This is a genomic window from Egbenema bharatensis FJBBOT/2019 (assembly GCF_048077055.1).
Taxonomy (GTDB): Bacteria; Cyanobacteriota; Cyanobacteriia; order Elainellales; family Elainellaceae; genus Egbenema; species Egbenema bharatensis.
In genome coordinates this window covers 2,164,121-2,182,451 of record NZ_CP182236.1, presented here as the reverse complement: position 1 = coordinate 2,182,451, position 18,331 = coordinate 2,164,121, and the positions used below count along the sequence as shown (strand labels likewise).

The following is an 18,331-nucleotide window of genomic DNA, read 5'->3' as shown; positions in this document are numbered from 1 at the left end:
AAATTGTTTTTCAGGGAACGAACTACCGCGTGCAGTCTGGGTTGCTTCACATAAAATTTACCCCCAGGCTAGTGGTTTCGAGTTATGATCCGAAGAGATCTCTGTTCAATCCTTGATTGCCAGGGTTCAAAAACGTTTTGAAATGCTCCAGTTGACCCACAGCTATGAAGTGTTATAGAAAAAACTGGACACAGGAGTTACGGTGGCTTGACCGAGGTAGTGCTTATTTGTTTGCTCCTATGGTCAATTTCAACGTTATGGCTGAAGTAGGTGAAACACCACCATAGGCTTTTTAGTCATTTTTGGCATTTCGAGAAAGCGGAATTCATTTCATGGAAAGCTGATGATATGAAATGAGTTTGGTAGGGTCGCTTTTCTCTCATTACTACAGGATGCTTGAATAAGTTATCTGTTTGTCTTTAGGCACATTGATCCTCCTAGTAGAAGCGAGCGTGAATTGAGCAACCGTAGAGCGGGCATCTTGCCCGCGCAGGCTGGAAGCCTGCACTACGAAAGGGGGGCGTATTGCTGCCGAGGTCTACTAGCTCCCTTAAAAAGGGGGAACCGGACTCAAAGTCCTCCTTATTAAGGGGGATTTAGGGAGATCTAAAACAGTTTGCTTCCAACAGCAGGACTTTTAAAACATCCTCTTAACGCTTGCACAAAATTGAACTTTCACCTGTTTTATCCTAAACAGGATCGAAGAAACATTGGGATCGCCAGTTTGTTCTTCTATTTTGAGCTAGACAAGTTCTTTGACTTTCTAACTACCGAATTAAAAATTGGATTTCAGTAGTTTTATATCGGTTTGGCTCAGTTTCCACTATATCCCGAAAGCAAGCGTTACCTAATTAGAAGTACTGGACTGTATCCATTCTGTAAATCAACTAGAAACAACGGGTTAAACAGCTTGTATTTAGCTGATTACCTTGCCATTGATTCTAAGAAGTTTTATTCTTCAGTGCCCAAACCAGTCTTTCTTAATTTGTAATCAATTCACCATACCGGGTTCATTCTCCAAAATTTCGCTATCTAATAATTAGGAACTATTAAATGATGAATACCGTAGAAGCCCCTGCCCCGGAGAAAACGTTGTCTCGCCAGTCTCGTCTGGTAGAACAAAGCTTAGTCAATCTAATCGGATGGATTCCGCGTCCTTTGGGTTGTTTGTTACGGGGGCAAATATATCGCCCCATCTTTGCTCATTTAGGCAAATCAGTGTACATCCAATCCGGAGTAGATGTATTAGGGGCCAAATCCATTGAGATTGGGGATAGATCAAAGATTCTTCGTGATGTTGTGCTTAATATTTATGACCCTGATAGTGTGCTTCACATCGGGCGTGACGTTTGCCTCGATCGAGGTGTAGATATTAGAACAGCCGCCCAGATTGCCGGATTGAAATTGGAGATGGAGCCTATTTAGGTCCCTATGTTTGTATGGCAGGCCCAGGGCATATTTCCATTGGCAAAAATTGTTTGATTGCTGCTCATACTGGAATTTATGCTAACAATCACCGCTCCTATGGTTTAAGTCGGGAAGGAATTGTGATTGAAGATGATTGTTGGTTGGGGAGTGGGGTTAGAGTTTTAGATGGAGTGACGATCGGACAGGGTAGCATCGTTGGGGCTGGAGCCGTTGTGACTAAAAGTATTCCACCTCATTCTGTTGCTGTAGGCGTGCCCGCTAAGGTGATCAAGTCAACCCATGATCAGGAGAAACCGATCAATCCTCACCAGGTTGGTTGAAGGGGTAGTCAAGATGCCTATCCTACAGGAAGGGTAGGGGAATGGGCGGGCAAGATGCTCACCCCACAAGAGGTTGTTGAATGGGCGGGCACCCCACAAGAGGTTGTTGAATGGGCGGGCACCCCACAAGAGGTTGTTGAATGGGCGGGCAAGATGCCCACCCCACAAGAGATGTAGGGGCGATTCGTGAATCGCCCGTGTTGTGTTGGAATTGTTCAGGAATGGGAATTATCGCACCAGAACCGTCATGTATTTTCCGGTGGCGAAGGGTGCGGGGATGATTGGGGTGAACTGAACTCGATCGGTTGCCAGTTTTCTGACATAGCACTCGTTCATGGTGAAAATGACCTGATCTCTTGTGCCGATAATCCAAATTTGTACCCGATCGCCTTGCGCGATGGGCAGCAGTTCGTTGAACTCTGAAGACATATTTAGTTCCTCGCTGAGATGATGTAAGGGAAGAAAAGCTTAAGGTGTGGGGAATCGTTCCAGGAACAGCCCCCAGACTCCTTACTGAAACAGCGAGGCGATCGATTTTCGATACGATGATCTACAATCAGCACAGCCTAGCTCTCTGGTATTGCAGAGAGTCAGGTTAGCTGGTTAGGGTTGCTGGACACTTCCCTAATCAGCGTCAAGACCTCACCTTAAGCGGGTGGATGAACTGGCTCCTCTTCGGCAGAAAAACCAGCATCGCAATAGCATAAGGGATACGCCTGGAAAATATCAAGCGTATCCCGGTAATTTTTTGCTGTTCTAATGGAAAGCTGTAATATCAACAACCTCAGCCCTTAACGCACAGCACTTGCTTCAGGGTGGCCACCACCTCCACCAAATCAGACTGATTATCCATCACCTGTTCGATCGGTTTGTAGGCAGCTGGAATTTCGTCCAGAACTCCAGCATCCTTGCGGCACTCCACCCCTGCGGTTTGCTGAATTAGATCGTCCAGGCTATAGGTTTTCTTGGCTTTGGCACGAGACATCAACCGTCCCGCTCCGTGGGAGCAAGAGCAATAGCTGGCAGCATTTCCTTTACCTTTAACGATGAAGGATTTTGCCCCCATTGAACCCGGAATGATCCCGTAATCATTTTCCTGGGCCCGCACTGCGCCTTTCCGCGTCACATAAACTGACTCATCGAAATGGACTTCTCGTTCCGCATAGTTGTGGTGACAGTTCACCTGAATCGCGGGCTTGAAGGGCTTACCTCCAGCCAAATGCTGTTCCACAATCCGCTTGAACCGATTCATCATCACCACCCGGTTGTACAGGGCATAATCCTGGGCCCATTGCAGATCTCGCCAGTAGGCAGCGAATTCTGGTGTGCCCTGAACGAAGTGCGCCAAGTCTGGATCGGGCAATTTCAATCCAGCCAATTTCGCCAGATTTTTAGCCGTTTCAATATGGCGTTGGGCCAGCATATTCCCAATGTTGCGAGAACCAGAATGCAGCATGAGCCAGACCTGATCATCGGCATCAACGCAGCATTCAATAAAGTGATTCCCACCTCCCAGAGAACCCATTTGTTTCAGAGCTTTCGACTCCAGATGCTGCACCCCTGGATGCAAATCTTTAAACTGGTTCCAGTTTTGCCAGTGGGTGACTTCTTTGTCGATCGCCTTATTTTCGTTGAATCCCACCGGAATCTGTTTTTCGATATCCAAACGAATTTGCTTCAGCTTCCCGTCAAGTCGATCGGCGTGATAGGGAGTCTTGATTGCACACATCCCGCAACCAATATCCACCCCAACCGCTGCGGGGACGATCGCTTCCTTCGTGGCGATGACAGATCCAACTAACGCGCCTTTACCCAGGTGAACATCCGGCATCAGGGCAACGTGTTTGTGGACGAAGGGCAGAGAGGCAACGTTCTTCGCCATTTTCATTTCTTCAGGCCCAACTCATGGCCAGCCCAGGACAAAACTGGAACAGAAGTGGATAGAGGCAAGGGTTGGTAAGGCATTGTTTCGTATCCTTTGACAAGGTTTTTACAACATTTTGCGGAAGTTAATCATGCTATCGATACAGCATGGCACTGGAGGCGGGAAGCGGTTCATGAAAGTCAGACCATACTACAAAAACACCTATTGATATACTACAATTGTAGTATGGCATTGTCCACCCTTAATCAATGGATGGTCTGGACAAGCCAAATAGGCAATCTCACATTTTGCTGCTTTCCCAATCCCTCGCCCTCGAATCAATTCAGGGCTAATCGCTGAAGTCCGTTTAAACGGACTCAAACCATTAACAAAGGAGGCTTTCAACCCATTTCAATGGGTTTGAGTCATTGTCCCGCAACTTATTGCAGAGCGGGTGGGATAATCCGGTGCAAGATCTGAGTCATCCTAAGACGCAAAAAGGATGCTCTTGAGGGATAAAGTTACGGTGGAATGTCGCTGAGTTAAGGCTGATGGGCACCCCACCCTACGAGCAATCTACGATCAATCAAGGCTCTCAGCGATGCAAAATTGCTGATGTCATTGCCATTTCACGGCAGTTAACTTTCCTCTGGATTGAGATCAATCATCCGACCTGTGGTGTAGGTGCCGATCGGACTCCAGAGCAGATAGGGTAAAAGCAGTAGAGCCGCAGGTTGAGAAACTGGCCAAACCAGAAAGGTCAGAATGAATCCCAGCAGCACACCCAAGCCGCCCAACCCCGTGCCCACACTAAGGCTACGAAATCTCAGCGTAGCGGGAATATACGCCACCGTAATGATTTCAACCAGCAAATATAATCCCATTAAAGCCCAGGTTTTGAGACTGCCGGGTTCTGCTTGCCAAACCAAAACGGCAGACCAGGCTCCACAAATGAAAATGACTGTCCAGATGAAGGGAATTGCAGGCTCAAAAAACAGCCAGCCGGGGCGATCGAGTTTTGCAGCCCAGGGAAGGTCACGCGGTCGAATCAAGAAGCTGCCCAGGGCAACCAGTAATGTGATTCCGCCGATGACGATCCAGGGATTTAGCATGGCTCACTCCGGCACAGACTGCATTTAACGCTTAGAGGAGGTATTTCTCCCATAATAGCGATCAGAATTACTATCATGATGCAACCTGAGGTAGATTTCATCGTTAACAATAAAAGGCAGATTGAGTAACCCAGTTAACAATTTATGTCTCCGTTTTGAGAGATTGGTTTTGACCAACCTGTAGTATGTTGAAGGACACCGGAAATGACTGCCGCACCGATGGATGCTTCCCGATCGTTTACGCAGCGACTCGATGCCTCAGAGATTACCCGTCCCATGTGGTTTCTCTGGGCCTGTCCGCTGGGTTGATTGCCCTGGATGGGTTTGACTTTTTCATCATTGGTGTGGCCCTGCCCTTCCTTCAGCGCGATTTTCATTTAGGATCAGCGGCGATCGGAGCAGTGGCAGTGGCGGCCATTGCTGGATCATTAGTGGGTTCCCTGACCCTGGGCCCCATTACCGATCGCGTGGGACGGCAGAAAATGCTGCTGGTGGATGTGGCGATTTTTGTCATTGCCACCGCAGGAACGGCCTTCGCCTGGAATGCAGCTTCGTTGATTGCGTTCCGATTTTTGGTGGGAATTGGGATTGGCGCAGACTATCCCATCAGCGTGGCTTACATTACTGAAAATGTTCCGGCGCGGTTGCGGGGACGAATGGTGATTGGTGCCTTTACCTTTCAGGCGGTTGGGGCCCTGTTGGGAGCAATCACAGGACTCACCGTGATTCATTGGTTTCAGGTGGCTTACCCCGATTCAACCCAGATGGCGATCGCCTATGCTTGGCGGTGGATGTTGGGGGTGGGGCTGATTTTGGCGATCGGTGTGGCGATGCTGCGGTTTAGCTTTCTCCTGGAAAGTCCGCGTTACTACATTGCCAGAGGGGACTACGATGAAGCCTCCAAAGCTGCCTCGATTTTGCTGAATGAACCGATCGCCCTCACGCCGGAAACCGACCCACCAGAGGAAGAACCCAGCCTGTCCTACGGTGCGCTGTTTTCAGCCCGATATCGCCGCAATACGATCTTTGCGTCTGTCCCCTGGTTTCTTCAGGATATTTCGACCTACGGCATTGGCATTTTTACCCCTGCGATTATTGGCACCCTTGCCTTTGCTAGCCAGGAAAACTTTATCGTTAAGGAAATGGCTTCAGCGAAGGGGTCAGCGATCGTGGATGTGTTTTTGATCCTGGGATTTCTAATGGCCGTGCTGTTGATCGATCGGGTGGGGCGAATTCGGCTTCAGATTGCTGGCTTTCTGGGCATGGCGATCGGACTGAGTGTTCTGGCGATTTCTAGCATTGCAGACATAGGTTGGACAATTCCCCTGGTGTTTGCCGGATTTTTCATTTTCAATCTCACCATGAATGCCGGCCCCAATGCCACTACATTTTTGCTCTCAGGAGAAGTGTTTCCTACTTCCATTCGAGCTAGCGGAGCGGGATTTGCGGCTGCCTTTGCCAAAGCTGGAGCCGTTTTGGGTGCATTTGCCTTACCTTTAGTACAGCAGGCGATCGGTGCATTGGCTCTGTTGCTCCTGTTAGCCATTTCCTGTGTGATTGCCGCTGGAATCACCTATACTTTTCGAGTGGAAACCAACCCGCCTCACCATGAGCAACCCGCCCAACATTCAAGCTGAATTAGCCAAAGAGCGCAATCGAGCTGCTGCTGAACGCACTTTGATGGCCTGGATTCGCACCTGTCTGGCTCTGATTAGTTTTGGCTTCGGGATTGAGAGCATCGTCACTGCAATTCGGGATTTACAAATTGATGAAACCATTAATCCTATCCGGTTTTCCCGCATCCTGGGGTTAGCCTTTGTTGCCCTGGGAACCTATGCGATGATCATGGCGGTCATCCAGCATCAACAGGAATTACGTCGGCTCCAGCGCAACGAAATTTACATTTACAAATCTCGTCCTTCCCTCGGCGTAATCGTAGCGATCGCCCTGGGCTGCATTGGTATCTATGCCTTCATCGGCATTCTACTCAGAGCAATTTTTCAGTAGGGTTAGGCATTGCCCACCTTTTGCAATCATCGTTTCCCCCATACCAGTCTTAAATTCAAACCTGTTCCATGTCTCTGCAACCCGATCGCCCGATTAACCCCACCAATGAGCTAGCCAAGGAACGAAACCGGGCTGCTGCCGAACGCACGATTACAAGCTGGATTCAGAATTCGATCGTTCTCATCGGATTTGGAATTGCCTTTGAGCGTATCTTTAACGCCATCAGCGAAACGTTCCCTCAGAATGCGCCGATTGTGAATGAACTCGTCTCGGAGACGATTGGTTTAGGGGCGATCGGTTTTGGGTTATTTATGTTGAGTATGGCGGTGATTACTTATTACAGAACCATTCGATACCTGGAGCGAGAAAATTATTTATATCGTGCTGAACGATTCACCGATTTATTCTTGATTATGGCCAGTTCAGTGATTTTGTTTGGGATTGTAACGATCGCGGCAATTTTCGCCATTGTGTCAATCGAATAGAGGTAAGACAGGCAAGATGCCCATCCCACAAGAATAGTAGTCAAGTTTCGATCGAATAGAGGTAAGACAGGCAAGATGCCCATCCCACAAGATAGGATATTTAAACCCCAAACCAGGATAGGAAGCCTTGCATGGAAATACTCAACAGGACAACGCTAAATAACGTGATGCAGGATAAACCCCAAAAGGGTAGGGGGCTTCTCTACCCCTTCCTGTTCATAGTCTGCGGCTGCCTGCTCCGGGAGGACTGCTTCCTGATAGTGAAAACGACACAACATCAAAGCTTGAACCGCTCCCAACAGACCTGGAAACAGCACCCGATCGGATAAAAACTGTCCTCCTACAACTGCATAGAAGATTAACGCAATCAACAAAATCAACCACGTCAACACCATACTAATCAGAGGCGTTATCACCCACCAGAGGGACGATCGGACGTAACGGCGGAGAACTAACCATTGCGCCCCTGCTAACCACAGACAGAACGCCAGAATCGTTACTCCCTGTAAGGGAACTAGAATGCCCAGGGGAGAATTAACGAAAATGTCTAAAAAACTTTCTGACTCCGGCTGTTCCAACGTTTGCAGTAGGGCCGTATACCAGAGGTTCTGGGTCAAAGCCGCTAGACTGGAACCGATCGCCGTTGCAATGATCCACTTCCAATCAGAAAGATACGATCGCAACACCCACCACTGCCCCACACCCACCCCCAATCCTGTCACCAACGCATGAACGGCGACCTGAATGGCTGGATTTGGAATCAGGCTGAGGGGCGGCACCGAAAACAGTGTTCCTAACACTACCCAAAGTCCGATCGTCAGTACTCCATACAGGGCAGTAAACCTAAGGCGATCGATCGGTGGAATCAGGAATGGGGTAGTAGACATGGGGATACAAATTTGGCTGCTGGATTTTTTCTCGCGGGATGGTGATCTTGCCGATTCCTTCCTATCATCTCGCATCTCGATCGAATCTTGTCACCAGAGCTTAGAAATGAAAGACTGGGCAAGCAAGACCTACCTCACAACAGCTTACTGGCAGGCAAGATGCCTGCGCTACGGGCATGGACTGGGCAGGCAAGATGCCCACCCCACAAGAGAACAGTCTCACCCCACCCCCCACTCCCCACTCCTCACTTCCCACTCCCCACTCCCCACTCCCTACTCCTCACTCCTCACTCCTCACTCCTCACCCTCTAAAACGTCAATACCGTCCGAATCGCCTCTCCATCATGCATTAAATCAAAAGCTTCATTCACCTGTTCGATCGGCATCACATTGGTAATCAAGTCATCAATGTTGATTTTGCCGTCCATGTACCAGTCCACGATCTGGGGAACATCGGTGCGGCCTCTGGCTCCCCCAAAGGCGGATCCCTTCCAGACGCGACCCGTCACCAGTTGAAAGGGACGAGTGCTGATTTCTTCGCCGCCGCCTGCCACGCCGATAATGATGCTTTCTCCCCAGCCTTTGTGGCAACATTCCAGAGCCTGGCGCATCACCTTGACATTGCCAATACATTCAAAGCTGTAATCAGCTCCGCCATCGGTAAGTTCCACTAGATAGGGAACCAGATCGCTTTCTACCTCCTTGGGATTAACAAAGTGAGTCATGCCCAGCTTTTCCGCCAGGGGTTGCTTTTTCGGGTTAATATCCACTCCGACAATTTTGTTCGCTCCGACCATGCGGCAAGCCTGAATCACATTTAGCCCAATGCCCCCCAGCCCAAACACCACCACATTCGCACCGGGTTCTACCTTAGCTGTGTTCACCACCGCTCCCACTCCGGTTGTCACGCCACAGCCGATGTAGCAAACCTTTTCAAACGGGGCATCTTCGCGGATTTTGGCGACGGCAATTTCCGGCAGAACCGTGTAGTTGGCGAAGGTGGAGGTGCCCATGTAGTGATGAATCATCGAGCCGTTGAAGGAAAACCGGCTGGTTCCATCGGGCATCAGTCCCTTACCTTGAGTCGATCGAATTGCCTGGCACAAATTCGTTTTTTGGCTGAGACAAAACTTACAGTTGCGGCATTCTGGCGTGTAGAGCGGAATCACATGATCACCCGGTTTGACCGACTTAACATCGGCTCCCACTTCCACCACGACTCCGGCTCCTTCATGGCCTAAAATGGCGGGAAACAGTCCTTCTGGGTCACGTCCCGACAGGGTATAGGCATCGGTATGGCAGACTCCGGTTGCCTTAATTTCCACCATCACTTCCCCGGCTTGCGGCCCTTCTAACTGCACGGTCTCCAGGCTCAATGGCTTTCCGGCTTCAAAGGCAACGGCTGCTTTAACATCCATCATTTCGCTCCGTCCTCAAATTCTCTGAACAATTGATCAGGTACTTTAGATTTTGACTATCCCACATTTGCCAGAGATATTGGGCAGTCTTAATTGAAATGTAAGAGTAGGAGCCGGAGCTACCTGAGTTAGATTGGCAACCTGTTCGGGCACACTAAGGGACAAAGGATTGCTCGCTTGAGCTGATGCGATCGCATCACTGCTGCTGGAAACAGGTTGAGCGATCAGTCGTAACACGCACCCTAGTTTTCTCAATTGATATTCAGGATGGAGCACGATGGGACTTGTCATTTTTTTAATCGCGTTGGTACTGGTGATCGGTTTCATTGCGATCGATGCATATAACAGGTTGGTAACGCTGCGAAACCGATATAAAAATGCCTATACTCAAATCGATGTTCAGCTTCAGCGACGCTACGATCTCATCCCTAACCTGGTTGAGACCGCTAAGGGATACATGAAGCACGAACGGGAAACCCTGGAAGCAGTCATTACCGCGCGAAATACGGCCTTAGCGGCTAGCAGTCGGGCGGCTCAGCGTCCAGGAGATGCGGATGCAATGCAGCAGTTGGAATCGGCGGAAGCGACTTTGACTGGCGCATTGGGGCGGTTGTTTGTACTGTCGGAAGCCTATCCCGACCTGAAAGCCGATCGCACCATGACCCAGTTGATGGAAGAATTGACTTCTACCGAAAACCGGATTGCCTTTGCACGTCAGGCATTCAACGATGCAGTCACGCTGTACAACACCAAGCGCGAAGTGTTTCCCAGTAATATCATCGCTGGAATGTTCAACTTTACAATCGCAGATCTGCTAGAGGCAGCCTCCCCAGAAGTGCGATCGAATCCTCGCGTATCGTTCTAAATATTGCTATTCACCAGTCATTCACCTATGAACTTCTTCGAGCATCAAGATCGCGCTCGTCAGAACACTAAAGTGTTGTTGGGGCTGTTTATCGTCGCGGTCGTGGGCATGGTTATTACCATCTATATTGCAGCCCTATTCGCATTCGGTGTTGCATTCCAGGGAAATATGCCGTTTCTCTGGTATCTTGACATTTTTGTGCTGGTTGCCGTTCCCACGATCGCTGTAATTGGCTGTGGCAGCTTCTACAAGCTAGTCTCCCTGCGGCAAGGGGGAAAGGTAATTGCCCAGGATTTAGGGGGGCGATTGGTGGTTCCTGGTACGGTTGATCCGGCAGAGCAGCAACTCCTGAATGTAGTTGAAGAAATGGCGATCGCGGCTGGAATTTCAGTTCCGGCGGTATACGTTCTGGATCACGAAGCGGGAATTAATGCCTTTGCGGCTGGATTTACGGCCAATGATGCTGTGATTGGTGTGACTCGTGGCACGCTGGACTTGCTGAATCGGGATGAACTGCAAGGCGTGATTGGGCATGAGTTTAGCCATGTTCTGAATGGTGATATGCGGTTGAACTTGCATCTGGTAGGTTTACTGCATGGAATTTTGATGATTTACGTGATCGGGCGGATCTTGTTTCGCAGTAGTAGAAGCTCTCGATCGAAGGAAAAGGGGAACCCACTGCTGGCCTTTGGATGTGCCTTGATTGTGATTGGAGGGATTGGCTTAGTTTGCGGTCGCCTGATCAAAAGTGCAGTGTCTCGTCAGCGCGAATTTTTAGCCGATGCCTCAGCCGTGCAGTTTACGCGCAACCCAGCCGGAATTGCCGGAGCCTTATTAAAAATTTCCAACCATGCGGGCGGTGCCTTAATTCATTCTCCCTATGCCGAAGCGAATAGCCATTTATTCTTCGGTAGTGCGATTAAATTCAATTTTCTGGGTGAATTCTTCGCCACCCATCCCCCCTTAAGCCAGCGCATTCGCAAGCTGCAATCCCTGGAAGGACGCTATGCAGCATCAGCCCCTACCGTCAGCTCACTTTTGAATGAGGCGGGAGCTTCGGCTGTGATGGGATTGGCCACAGGGAGTCCTACAGTCCGATCGGCTCAATCCTCGGTATCTTCAAAACAGCCGCGATCGAACCTGATTCAGGTGACACCGGAACAGATGTTAGCCAGGGTGGGAACCGTTACGCCAGAACAGTTTGCCCAAACCCAGGTCTGGTTAAATCAATTGCCAGATCAAATTCGCACTGGATTACACAATCAATATCAGGCAACGGCGATCGTCTATGCCCTTTTAATGAACCTGGAAGATTCAGAAATTCAGGAAAAACAGAAAAATTGGTTACTACAATTTGAATCAGCTCAGATGGTTGAAGATGTGTTGAAGTTCAGCCAAATTATTCGCAGTTTAGATACTCGAATGCGGTTGCCCTTGCTGGATCTCACCGTTCCTGCACTGCGTCAATCCTCTGTTGCAGACGGTCAAAAACTATTCAAGTGCATGAATGCATTGGCGAAAGCGGCGGGTCGCTGGTCGCTGAATGATTTTGTGGTGTATCTGGTTTTGTTCCATCGGCTCAAACCGTGCCACTCAAAAGCAACCCATTCAATGCAGCATACAAAACTGGAATCCATCTGGACAGATTGCCTGCTGCTGCTGTCTGCCCTGGCCCAGGTCGGTCAAACGGGTCAAGATGCCATTACCTACGCCTTTCGATCGGGGCTGTATCGGCTGCCCGGTGCGGGCAAACTTGAATTACCAGATGCTCCACCCGCCTGTAATTTCAGTACACTGAACCAGAGTCTCCAACGCCTGAGTACGGCTTCCCCAAAACTCAAACAAGCGATCGTTGATGCCTGCGCCCACACGGTTTTACTCGATCAAAAAGTCACGGTTCAGGAAGCTGATTTACTGAGGGCGATCGTGATTACGTTGGACTGTCCCATTCCGCCTTTTCTCCGTGTTTAAAAGCAATCATCTAGAGGTTAGGGGGATGCGGCAAAATAACATACTCGTTAGGGGCGCAAAGTAGTGTACCCTTATAACCGTTTTTTCAAAAATTGGGATGCCATTTAATAGCAGATCCCTTAGATCATGAATTAAATAACCTGTGCAATGTTTTACTTCGCTGACTGGGCGGGCAAGATGCCCACCCCACAAGAATTCCAGATTATTAAATTCGCATTCCTTAGGAGGGTTTGGCAAAATGTGCAATTCTTGTGCAATTTTTGTGCAACTTTATAGAAAATTAGTATCAGTCCAAGCAGAAGTCACAGACCATTTTAAAGTTTTCTTGAACCACAAGTTCGTTACTAGCTTTTACACCTGTTTGGAGGTACGATTGCAGAGAATGAGCAAACTTAGCTAAATCGCTGAAATTCAGGGTTAACGCATCTAAATCATCAAAATTTAGGGTTAATGCATCTCCTGCGATTGTGCACTACCGCTCTCGAGTTTTCCGCAAAGCAACTATCCCTAGATTAAGCTCCTCCCAGAATGATGGTGGAAACCGTGTTGCAGGCGTCCAGCCTGCGCGGGCAAGCTGCTCACCCTCCAAGGAGATTCCATTTCCTGATCCCAAAGATTCCAGGAGAGCCTAGATTAATTAGTTATAAAAAGTAGTCTCTATTGAACAACTAACTGTAAGCTACTGTTTTTTAGTTGGCTACTAATGGCTGTTTTATAGAGTAAAGTTACCTATCTGTTAAAATTTCACCTACCTAATTTCACCTGATGCAGGGTTCAGGTTTCTTGAAAACTCTCGCGGGTTTTCGGATTGGCTATTCAGAAATAGTTTTCTAACTCTCTAGGGCTTCCTTGGGAAGGGCATGTTGCTGCTTAGGTGTTTTTATATTCATTATTGCCTCTCCCCAGTTATACAACTATGCAAGCGCCAATTACAGAACGCTTTGTTTTTCAAGCGCAGGAGCTATCTCATAAACTCAGTCAGGTTTCCCAGGGAATGCTGACCGGCTACTGGCTATTTGAATTTCTTGCGACGAACCCACTGCATCAGGCTAATTCCCTGTATCTGTCAGTGCAGCAAGGTCAGGTCATTTTTTCGGGAGATAAACCGCTGTCCTGGCAAAGCCTGCTGAAGGTATTTCAGCGGTACGTTCCCCGATTACGCAGCAATGGTGCTAAACACAGCGTTGCTAGATTAGAGCAGCAATTAATCTTTAAAGCTTCTGACTCCAAACTTTCTATCCCCCAAGAGTTGCTCAATGCACTATACCAGTTGAACCTGATCACCCTTGAGGAAGTGACCCAGTCCCTACGCCTAAAAATTTTGGCGGACTTTGATACCTATTTGTTTGAATATCCGGGGCAGGCACAATTTTTACCCTCAGTTCAATTGGATGGATTTGTATTGAATACGGGATTTGAGTTGCAGGAATTACTGGCAGAAGCTCAAAGGCGACATCATCTCTGGAGAAGATTGCGCAGCCAAATTCCTTCGATGGACTCTATTCCAGTTCTGAACTCAGAGGCGATCGCCCAGTCTTATCTCTCCGTTGAACAGAAGCAGCGTTTAGAAGAACTGGTTCCCGGTACAAAAAACCTGAATGAGATTGCCGCATTCCTGGCCAAGATCGTTTAGAGGTTGCTAAAGGATTTGCCCAACTAATTAGTAACAGACTGGTTTCCTTGAAAGAGCCTGAAGGCAATACCGCTCCCAAAATTGTGATTGTGGATGATTCCCCCCTGATTCTGAAGCAATTCAAGAGCCTAGTGACCCATTGGGGGTATCAAGTGGAACTGTCGCAAAATCCGAAAACGGCATTGCAGATGATGCTTTGTGCGAATCCAGCTCTGATCTTTCTGGATATTAATATGCCTAACATTAATGGATTTGAGTTAGTTAAGCAAATTCGTCGTCAACCCGGATTAGCAGCAGTGCCCTTGATTATGTTAACTGGGGAGAAAACTCTTTCCAACAACTGGCGGGCTCAGTGGAGCGGCTGCAAGTTTTTGACCAAACCTTTAACGCCCCAGGAAGTGCCGCAGTTTCAAATGGAACTACGGATGCTGCTGGAGGAGTTAGCGCCATTGCCAATGCACAACCAACAGAAAACAAGTTTCACGGAAGAGAGGTAAATCATGCGATTTCTGATTGTTGACGACAGTGCAGTCGATCGACGGTTTTTAGAATCAGTTCTGGAAGAGATGGGGCATCAGGTTGACTCCTGCGAGAGTACGACGGGCGCACTGGAGAAGCTGGCAACGGGCGACTATGCCTCTGTTTTCCTGGATATTGTGATGCCAAACCAGGATGGTTATAAGTTTCTGCGCGAACTGCGATCGAATCAGCGCACTGCCACACAGCACGTGATCTTCTACTCCAGCAAGCGCACGTCTGTGGAAATCAACTATGGGCTAAAACGAGCCGGAGCCAATGAATACCTAACCAAACCCATTAACCGCGATCGTCTTGAGCAAGCTTTACAGAGGATCTAGACCTGGAATGGATATACCGACCACGACACCGCTCAACTTACCCATAACGCCAGATGATTCTGAAACTGGTTCTGGAACTGGTTCTGGAACTGGCTCTGGAACTGGCTCTGGAACTGGCTCTGGTGCGGATTCAGCATCATATTTGCAAGATCGCTATATCCTGACCAAAGTCGGCCCTCAGCCCATTATCTTTCCTGTGCAGTGGGTGGCTGAAATCCTGGTGATTGAGCGATCGACTGTGTTGCCCCTGCCTTTCTACGGCTCTATGGTTTTAGGGATTGTGCATCACCAGGGCAAAATCATTCCCCTGCTCCAAACGCCCCAAGGGGGAATTATAGAACAGTCTGCTGCACCGTCTCCCAGACTGATGAAAGAATCCCTCTCAGTGGTGCACCTGAACACGACCGTTCAACCCTTGGCCAACGTAGGAATGGTGGTTGATCGGGTCATCGGTAGCCTGCCCCAGAATCAACTGAACCATGAGGCTGCCGCTCGATTCGATCGACCCATTCGTCCTTTTCAACCAGACGATATTCCACCCACCGTCTGGCAACCGCGAGAAGGTGAAACCATGCGACTGGATTAAACAGGGAAGAAGAACCGTTTCAGATCTTTAGATTAAGTCAAGTAATGGTTGGGGTATCCCATGAAACTACGAAATAAAATCCTCTCGATTCTGGGTGTGGGGCTTGTGGGTCTATCTGCAAGTTTTTATGCTGTCTCTAATGTGCTGTTCAACCGCAGTTATGCCGAACTGGAGAACCAGCAGATGAATCAGAGTGTTCAGCGCGTGTTGGATACTCTATCGGGAAAGCTCAACAGCCTGTCCCGCCAGGCCCTTGATTATGGACGTTGGGATGATACCTACGAGTTCATTGTCGATCGCAACCCGGACTATATTGAAGCCAACTTTGTCAATTTGCACATTGCTGACCTGGAACTGAATGCGATCGTATACGTTGACTCCTCAGGTGAGATCGTGTACGCCCAGGGAGCAGATTTAGATCAGCGGCAAGAAGTCCCTGTTTCTGCCGAATTACTCAGACAGCTTCAGAAACCTGGCCCATTGACCACTCACCCTGACTCATCCAGCCGAGTGATGGGGCTGATTCAACTTCCTGAAGGTCTGATGTTGATCACTTCTAACCCCATTACAAGAAGTGTCCCGACAGGCTCAATTCGCGGCAGCTTGATTGTGGGACGCTACATTAATCCATCCTATATTCAAGAGATTTCTGAATTGACCCGACTGCCCAGAATCAGCATTGAACCCGTGAATGCACCTCAACTCACGGAGGATTTGCAACGGGCCTACCAGGCTCTGTCTGATTCAAATGCCGCATCGTCTGTTTTTGTTCGTCCTTCCAGCCGAGAGCACATTGCAGGCTATGCTTTGCTGGAGGATCTGCATGGAGAACCAATTTCCCTGGTGCAGGTCGCTGAACCCCGATCGATTTATCTTCAGGGAAAGACGAGTCTGCGCTATCTCATCCTGGCGATCGGGCTGACAGGTGCTGCCTTCAGTTTTTTCATCCTGCTGTTTCTGGAAAAATCGGTACTCTCTCGACTGGCGCGCCTGAATCAAGGAGTCAGCGAAGCCGGGAGCAGTCGCGACTTATCCACGCGGGTGACTCTGGAGGGCGAAGATGAACTGGCCGGGTTAGCCATTACCTTTAATTCTGTCCTGGATCAGCTCCAGCAATTCCAAACCACGCTTCAGGAAAATGCGGCGCAGCTCCAGCGACAAAACCGCACCATCGCTGAACTGTCCCATGATGAATCGCTCGTTCAGGGCAATTTCGTCCAGGCGGTCAAAATTGTTGTAGAAGCCACAGCAGACACCCTGAATATCGATCGGGTAAGCGTCTGGTTATCCAACGACAATCAGCCTCAGTTGACCTGTTTAGACTCGTACGATCGGGTCACTCAGCAGCACACCACTGGAATGCTCCTCTCCGAGGCAGAGACGCTCCAATCCTTCGAGGCGACTCAGGATGATGCAGTTAATGATCCCGCAATTAATCATCACTCGATCACATCGTCGGAATCAGTTTTGGATGTCCCAATTCAAATTGCTGGACGCAGAGTCGGCATGATTCGCTGCGAGCAAACTGGAACAAGACGCGATTGGCAGCCGGAAGAACGAACCTTCGTTTATTCGATCGCTAACTTAATGGCTCTGACCTTGGAAAGCGAAACGTTACAGTCGGAAGTAGGACAAATTTTGGATACGGTATCGCTGGTGGAATCGGGGGATCTGACGGTACAGGCGCAGGTGAGCGATCGGGTTACGGGATTAGTATCGGACATCCTGAATCAGTTGATTGAACGATTGGCTGAGGTGCTGAATCAGGTACTCGATGCCTCTCAACAGGTTGCCAGCAGTACCAACCAACAGAAAGAGTTAGCGGCCACGATCGCCACAAATGCTGAACAGCAGGCTCAGGCAGTGAGTCAGATTCTCCTGGAGGTTGAGCGAGTCGAACAAACGGCCCAAGAATCTGCGGCTAAGGTGCAGTCCTCCAACGCAGCATTGCGAACTGCGGCAAAAACGATCGAGCAGGAACAAACTGCGATCACGAACCTGACCCAGCGGATTGATGTCCTGCAAGACGGCACGGATCAGATCATGCAGCAAATGAAGACGTTGGGGGAATTTGTCGGACTGACGGATCAATTTGTCCAGGATCAGGGCCAGGTGGCCTTTTTAATTCAAACCCTATCGCTCAATGCATCCCTGGTGGCTGCCCGTGCCTCTGAACAACGTGATCCCCGGCAGTTTGTGGTGGTTGCCCGCGAATTTGAAGCGATCGCCGAGCAAGTCCGACGATTGGCAGAACAGACAAACGAGGGATTATCCACCCTGGAACAGCGCAGCAGTCAAATTCATACGGTCTTCTCAGTCATCGACAAGAGTGTGCAGGGGCTAGGGGAACTGGTCAGCCAGTTTACCCAGGGGGTGCAACAGTCCTATCGGGTGTTTGGTACGGTGCAGTCCGTCACCGCAGATACGGTTCAAACGGGGGAAGCGGTCGCTGAATTTAGCCAGCGCATTGTGGCATCCGCTCAGTCTACTGCCCAGGTGGTACGGGCGATCGCAGAGACCGTTACCGATACGGCTGACCTAACCTTAATTTCCCAGGAGCAATCCCAGCGGATTGATGAATTAACCACCCAACTCCTGCAAACAGTGCAGTTTTTCCAACTCCCCCAGATTGGCGATCGGAATGGAAAAATGCAGCTTAGACAAGATTATCCCGAAGATTACAGCGAACAAGATTGGATTGATTCATCTCCGATCGAAACTGCGACGATTGAAATTGAATCGATTCAAGACTTTGACTCACCACCCGAACCGGAAATGAACTCTGTAGAAACCAAATTAATTAATCACACTGAACCCCTGTACGAAGATCACCCCACTCTGGAAGATCCTCAATCCAACTCAATTCCTTTCTCCCATGCCTGATCGTTCATGGCTTCG

The 18,331-nt window shown here is 49.2% G+C and carries 14 protein-coding genes and 3 pseudogenes; 12 read left to right on the top strand and 5 right to left on the bottom strand.

The window, feature by feature from the left end; translation table 11 throughout:
- The first annotated feature begins 1,056 nt into the window (after positions 1–1,056).
- Positions 1,057–1,748, top strand: a pseudogene (locus ACM1PF_RS10205) (acyltransferase).
- 228 nt (positions 1,749–1,976) lie between these two features.
- Here the strand turns inward: ACM1PF_RS10205 and ACM1PF_RS10200 are convergent.
- From ACM1PF_RS10200 to ACM1PF_RS10190, 3 genes and pseudogenes are all read right to left on the bottom strand, one after another.
- The gene (locus ACM1PF_RS10200) at positions 1,977–2,177 is read right to left on the bottom strand and encodes a hypothetical protein (RefSeq protein WP_416674362.1); all 201 of its coding nucleotides are present in this window, start codon (positions 2,175–2,177) and stop codon (positions 1,977–1,979) included.
- A gap of 355 nt (positions 2,178–2,532) precedes the next feature.
- Positions 2,533–3,713, bottom strand: a pseudogene (locus ACM1PF_RS10195) (RtcB family protein).
- A 537-nt stretch (positions 3,714–4,250) separates the two neighbouring features.
- Positions 4,251–4,724: a TspO/MBR family protein gene (locus tag ACM1PF_RS10190; RefSeq protein ID WP_416674361.1), complete on the bottom strand. Its 474-nt coding sequence runs from the start codon at positions 4,722–4,724 to the stop codon at positions 4,251–4,253.
- 204 nt (positions 4,725–4,928) lie between these two features.
- Here ACM1PF_RS10190 and ACM1PF_RS10185 point away from each other — a divergent pair.
- The 3 genes and pseudogenes from ACM1PF_RS10185 to ACM1PF_RS10175 all read left to right on the top strand — a co-directional run bounded on the left by ACM1PF_RS10185 (position 4,929) and on the right by ACM1PF_RS10175 (position 7,216).
- Positions 4,929–6,361 (top strand): annotated as a pseudogene (locus ACM1PF_RS10185) (MFS transporter).
- Complete coding sequence (locus ACM1PF_RS10180) at positions 6,333–6,731, top strand: YidH family protein (protein ID WP_416674360.1); 399 nt, start codon at positions 6,333–6,335, stop codon at positions 6,729–6,731. Before ACM1PF_RS10185 ends, ACM1PF_RS10180 begins: the two are co-directional and overlap by 29 nt.
- A gap of 68 nt (positions 6,732–6,799) precedes the next feature.
- Positions 6,800–7,216 carry a YidH family protein gene (locus ACM1PF_RS10175; RefSeq protein WP_416674359.1) on the top strand — a complete coding sequence of 139 codons (417 nt, stop codon included), beginning with the start codon at positions 6,800–6,802 and terminating at the stop codon, positions 7,214–7,216.
- A 155-nt stretch (positions 7,217–7,371) separates the two neighbouring features.
- Here ACM1PF_RS10175 and ACM1PF_RS10170 read toward each other — a convergent pair whose 3' ends face one another.
- Positions 7,372–8,103, bottom strand: coding sequence for a hypothetical protein (locus ACM1PF_RS10170; protein WP_416674358.1), 732 nt, complete (start codon positions 8,101–8,103; stop codon positions 7,372–7,374).
- Between the two features lie 87 nt (positions 8,104–8,190).
- Between ACM1PF_RS10170 and ACM1PF_RS10165 the strand changes: the two genes are divergently transcribed.
- Positions 8,191–8,415 (top strand): hypothetical protein, encoded by a 225-nt coding sequence (locus tag ACM1PF_RS10165; protein WP_416674357.1) that lies wholly within the window; start codon positions 8,191–8,193, stop codon positions 8,413–8,415.
- On the opposite strand, the gene ACM1PF_RS10160 is transcribed toward ACM1PF_RS10165, so the two are convergent.
- The gene (locus tag ACM1PF_RS10160) at positions 8,412–9,521 is read right to left on the bottom strand and encodes an S-(hydroxymethyl)glutathione dehydrogenase/class III alcohol dehydrogenase (protein ID WP_416676614.1); all 1,110 of its coding nucleotides are present in this window, start codon (positions 9,519–9,521) and stop codon (positions 8,412–8,414) included. The genes ACM1PF_RS10165 and ACM1PF_RS10160 overlap by 4 nt on opposite strands.
- Positions 9,522–9,798: 277 nt before the next feature.
- On the opposite strand from ACM1PF_RS10160, the gene ACM1PF_RS10155 reads away from it, so the two are divergent.
- The 7 genes from ACM1PF_RS10155 to ACM1PF_RS10125 all read left to right on the top strand — a co-directional run bounded on the left by ACM1PF_RS10155 (position 9,799) and on the right by ACM1PF_RS10125 (position 18,316).
- On the top strand, positions 9,799–10,386 hold the full coding sequence (locus ACM1PF_RS10155) for a LemA family protein (protein WP_416674356.1): 588 nt from the start codon (positions 9,799–9,801) through the stop codon (positions 10,384–10,386).
- Between the two features lie 27 nt (positions 10,387–10,413).
- Positions 10,414–12,357 (top strand): M48 family metallopeptidase, encoded by a 1,944-nt coding sequence (locus tag ACM1PF_RS10150; protein ID WP_416674355.1) that lies wholly within the window; start codon positions 10,414–10,416, stop codon positions 12,355–12,357.
- Between the two features lie 916 nt (positions 12,358–13,273).
- A complete protein-coding gene (locus ACM1PF_RS10145; protein WP_416674354.1) occupies positions 13,274–13,990 on the top strand; it encodes a hypothetical protein in 717 nt (238 codons plus the stop codon).
- A gap of 47 nt (positions 13,991–14,037) precedes the next feature.
- The gene (locus ACM1PF_RS10140) at positions 14,038–14,487 is read left to right on the top strand and encodes a response regulator (protein WP_416674353.1); all 450 of its coding nucleotides are present in this window, start codon (positions 14,038–14,040) and stop codon (positions 14,485–14,487) included.
- A 3-nt stretch (positions 14,488–14,490) separates the two neighbouring features.
- On the top strand, positions 14,491–14,847 hold the full coding sequence (locus ACM1PF_RS10135; RefSeq protein ID WP_416674352.1) for a response regulator: 357 nt from the start codon (positions 14,491–14,493) through the stop codon (positions 14,845–14,847).
- A 7-nt stretch (positions 14,848–14,854) separates the two neighbouring features.
- Positions 14,855–15,433, top strand: coding sequence for a chemotaxis protein CheW (locus ACM1PF_RS10130; protein WP_416674351.1), 579 nt, complete (start codon positions 14,855–14,857; stop codon positions 15,431–15,433).
- A 60-nt stretch (positions 15,434–15,493) separates the two neighbouring features.
- Positions 15,494–18,316 (top strand): CHASE4 domain-containing protein, encoded by a 2,823-nt coding sequence (locus ACM1PF_RS10125; RefSeq protein ID WP_416674350.1) that lies wholly within the window; start codon positions 15,494–15,496, stop codon positions 18,314–18,316.
- Positions 18,317–18,331: the final 15 nt, after the last annotated feature.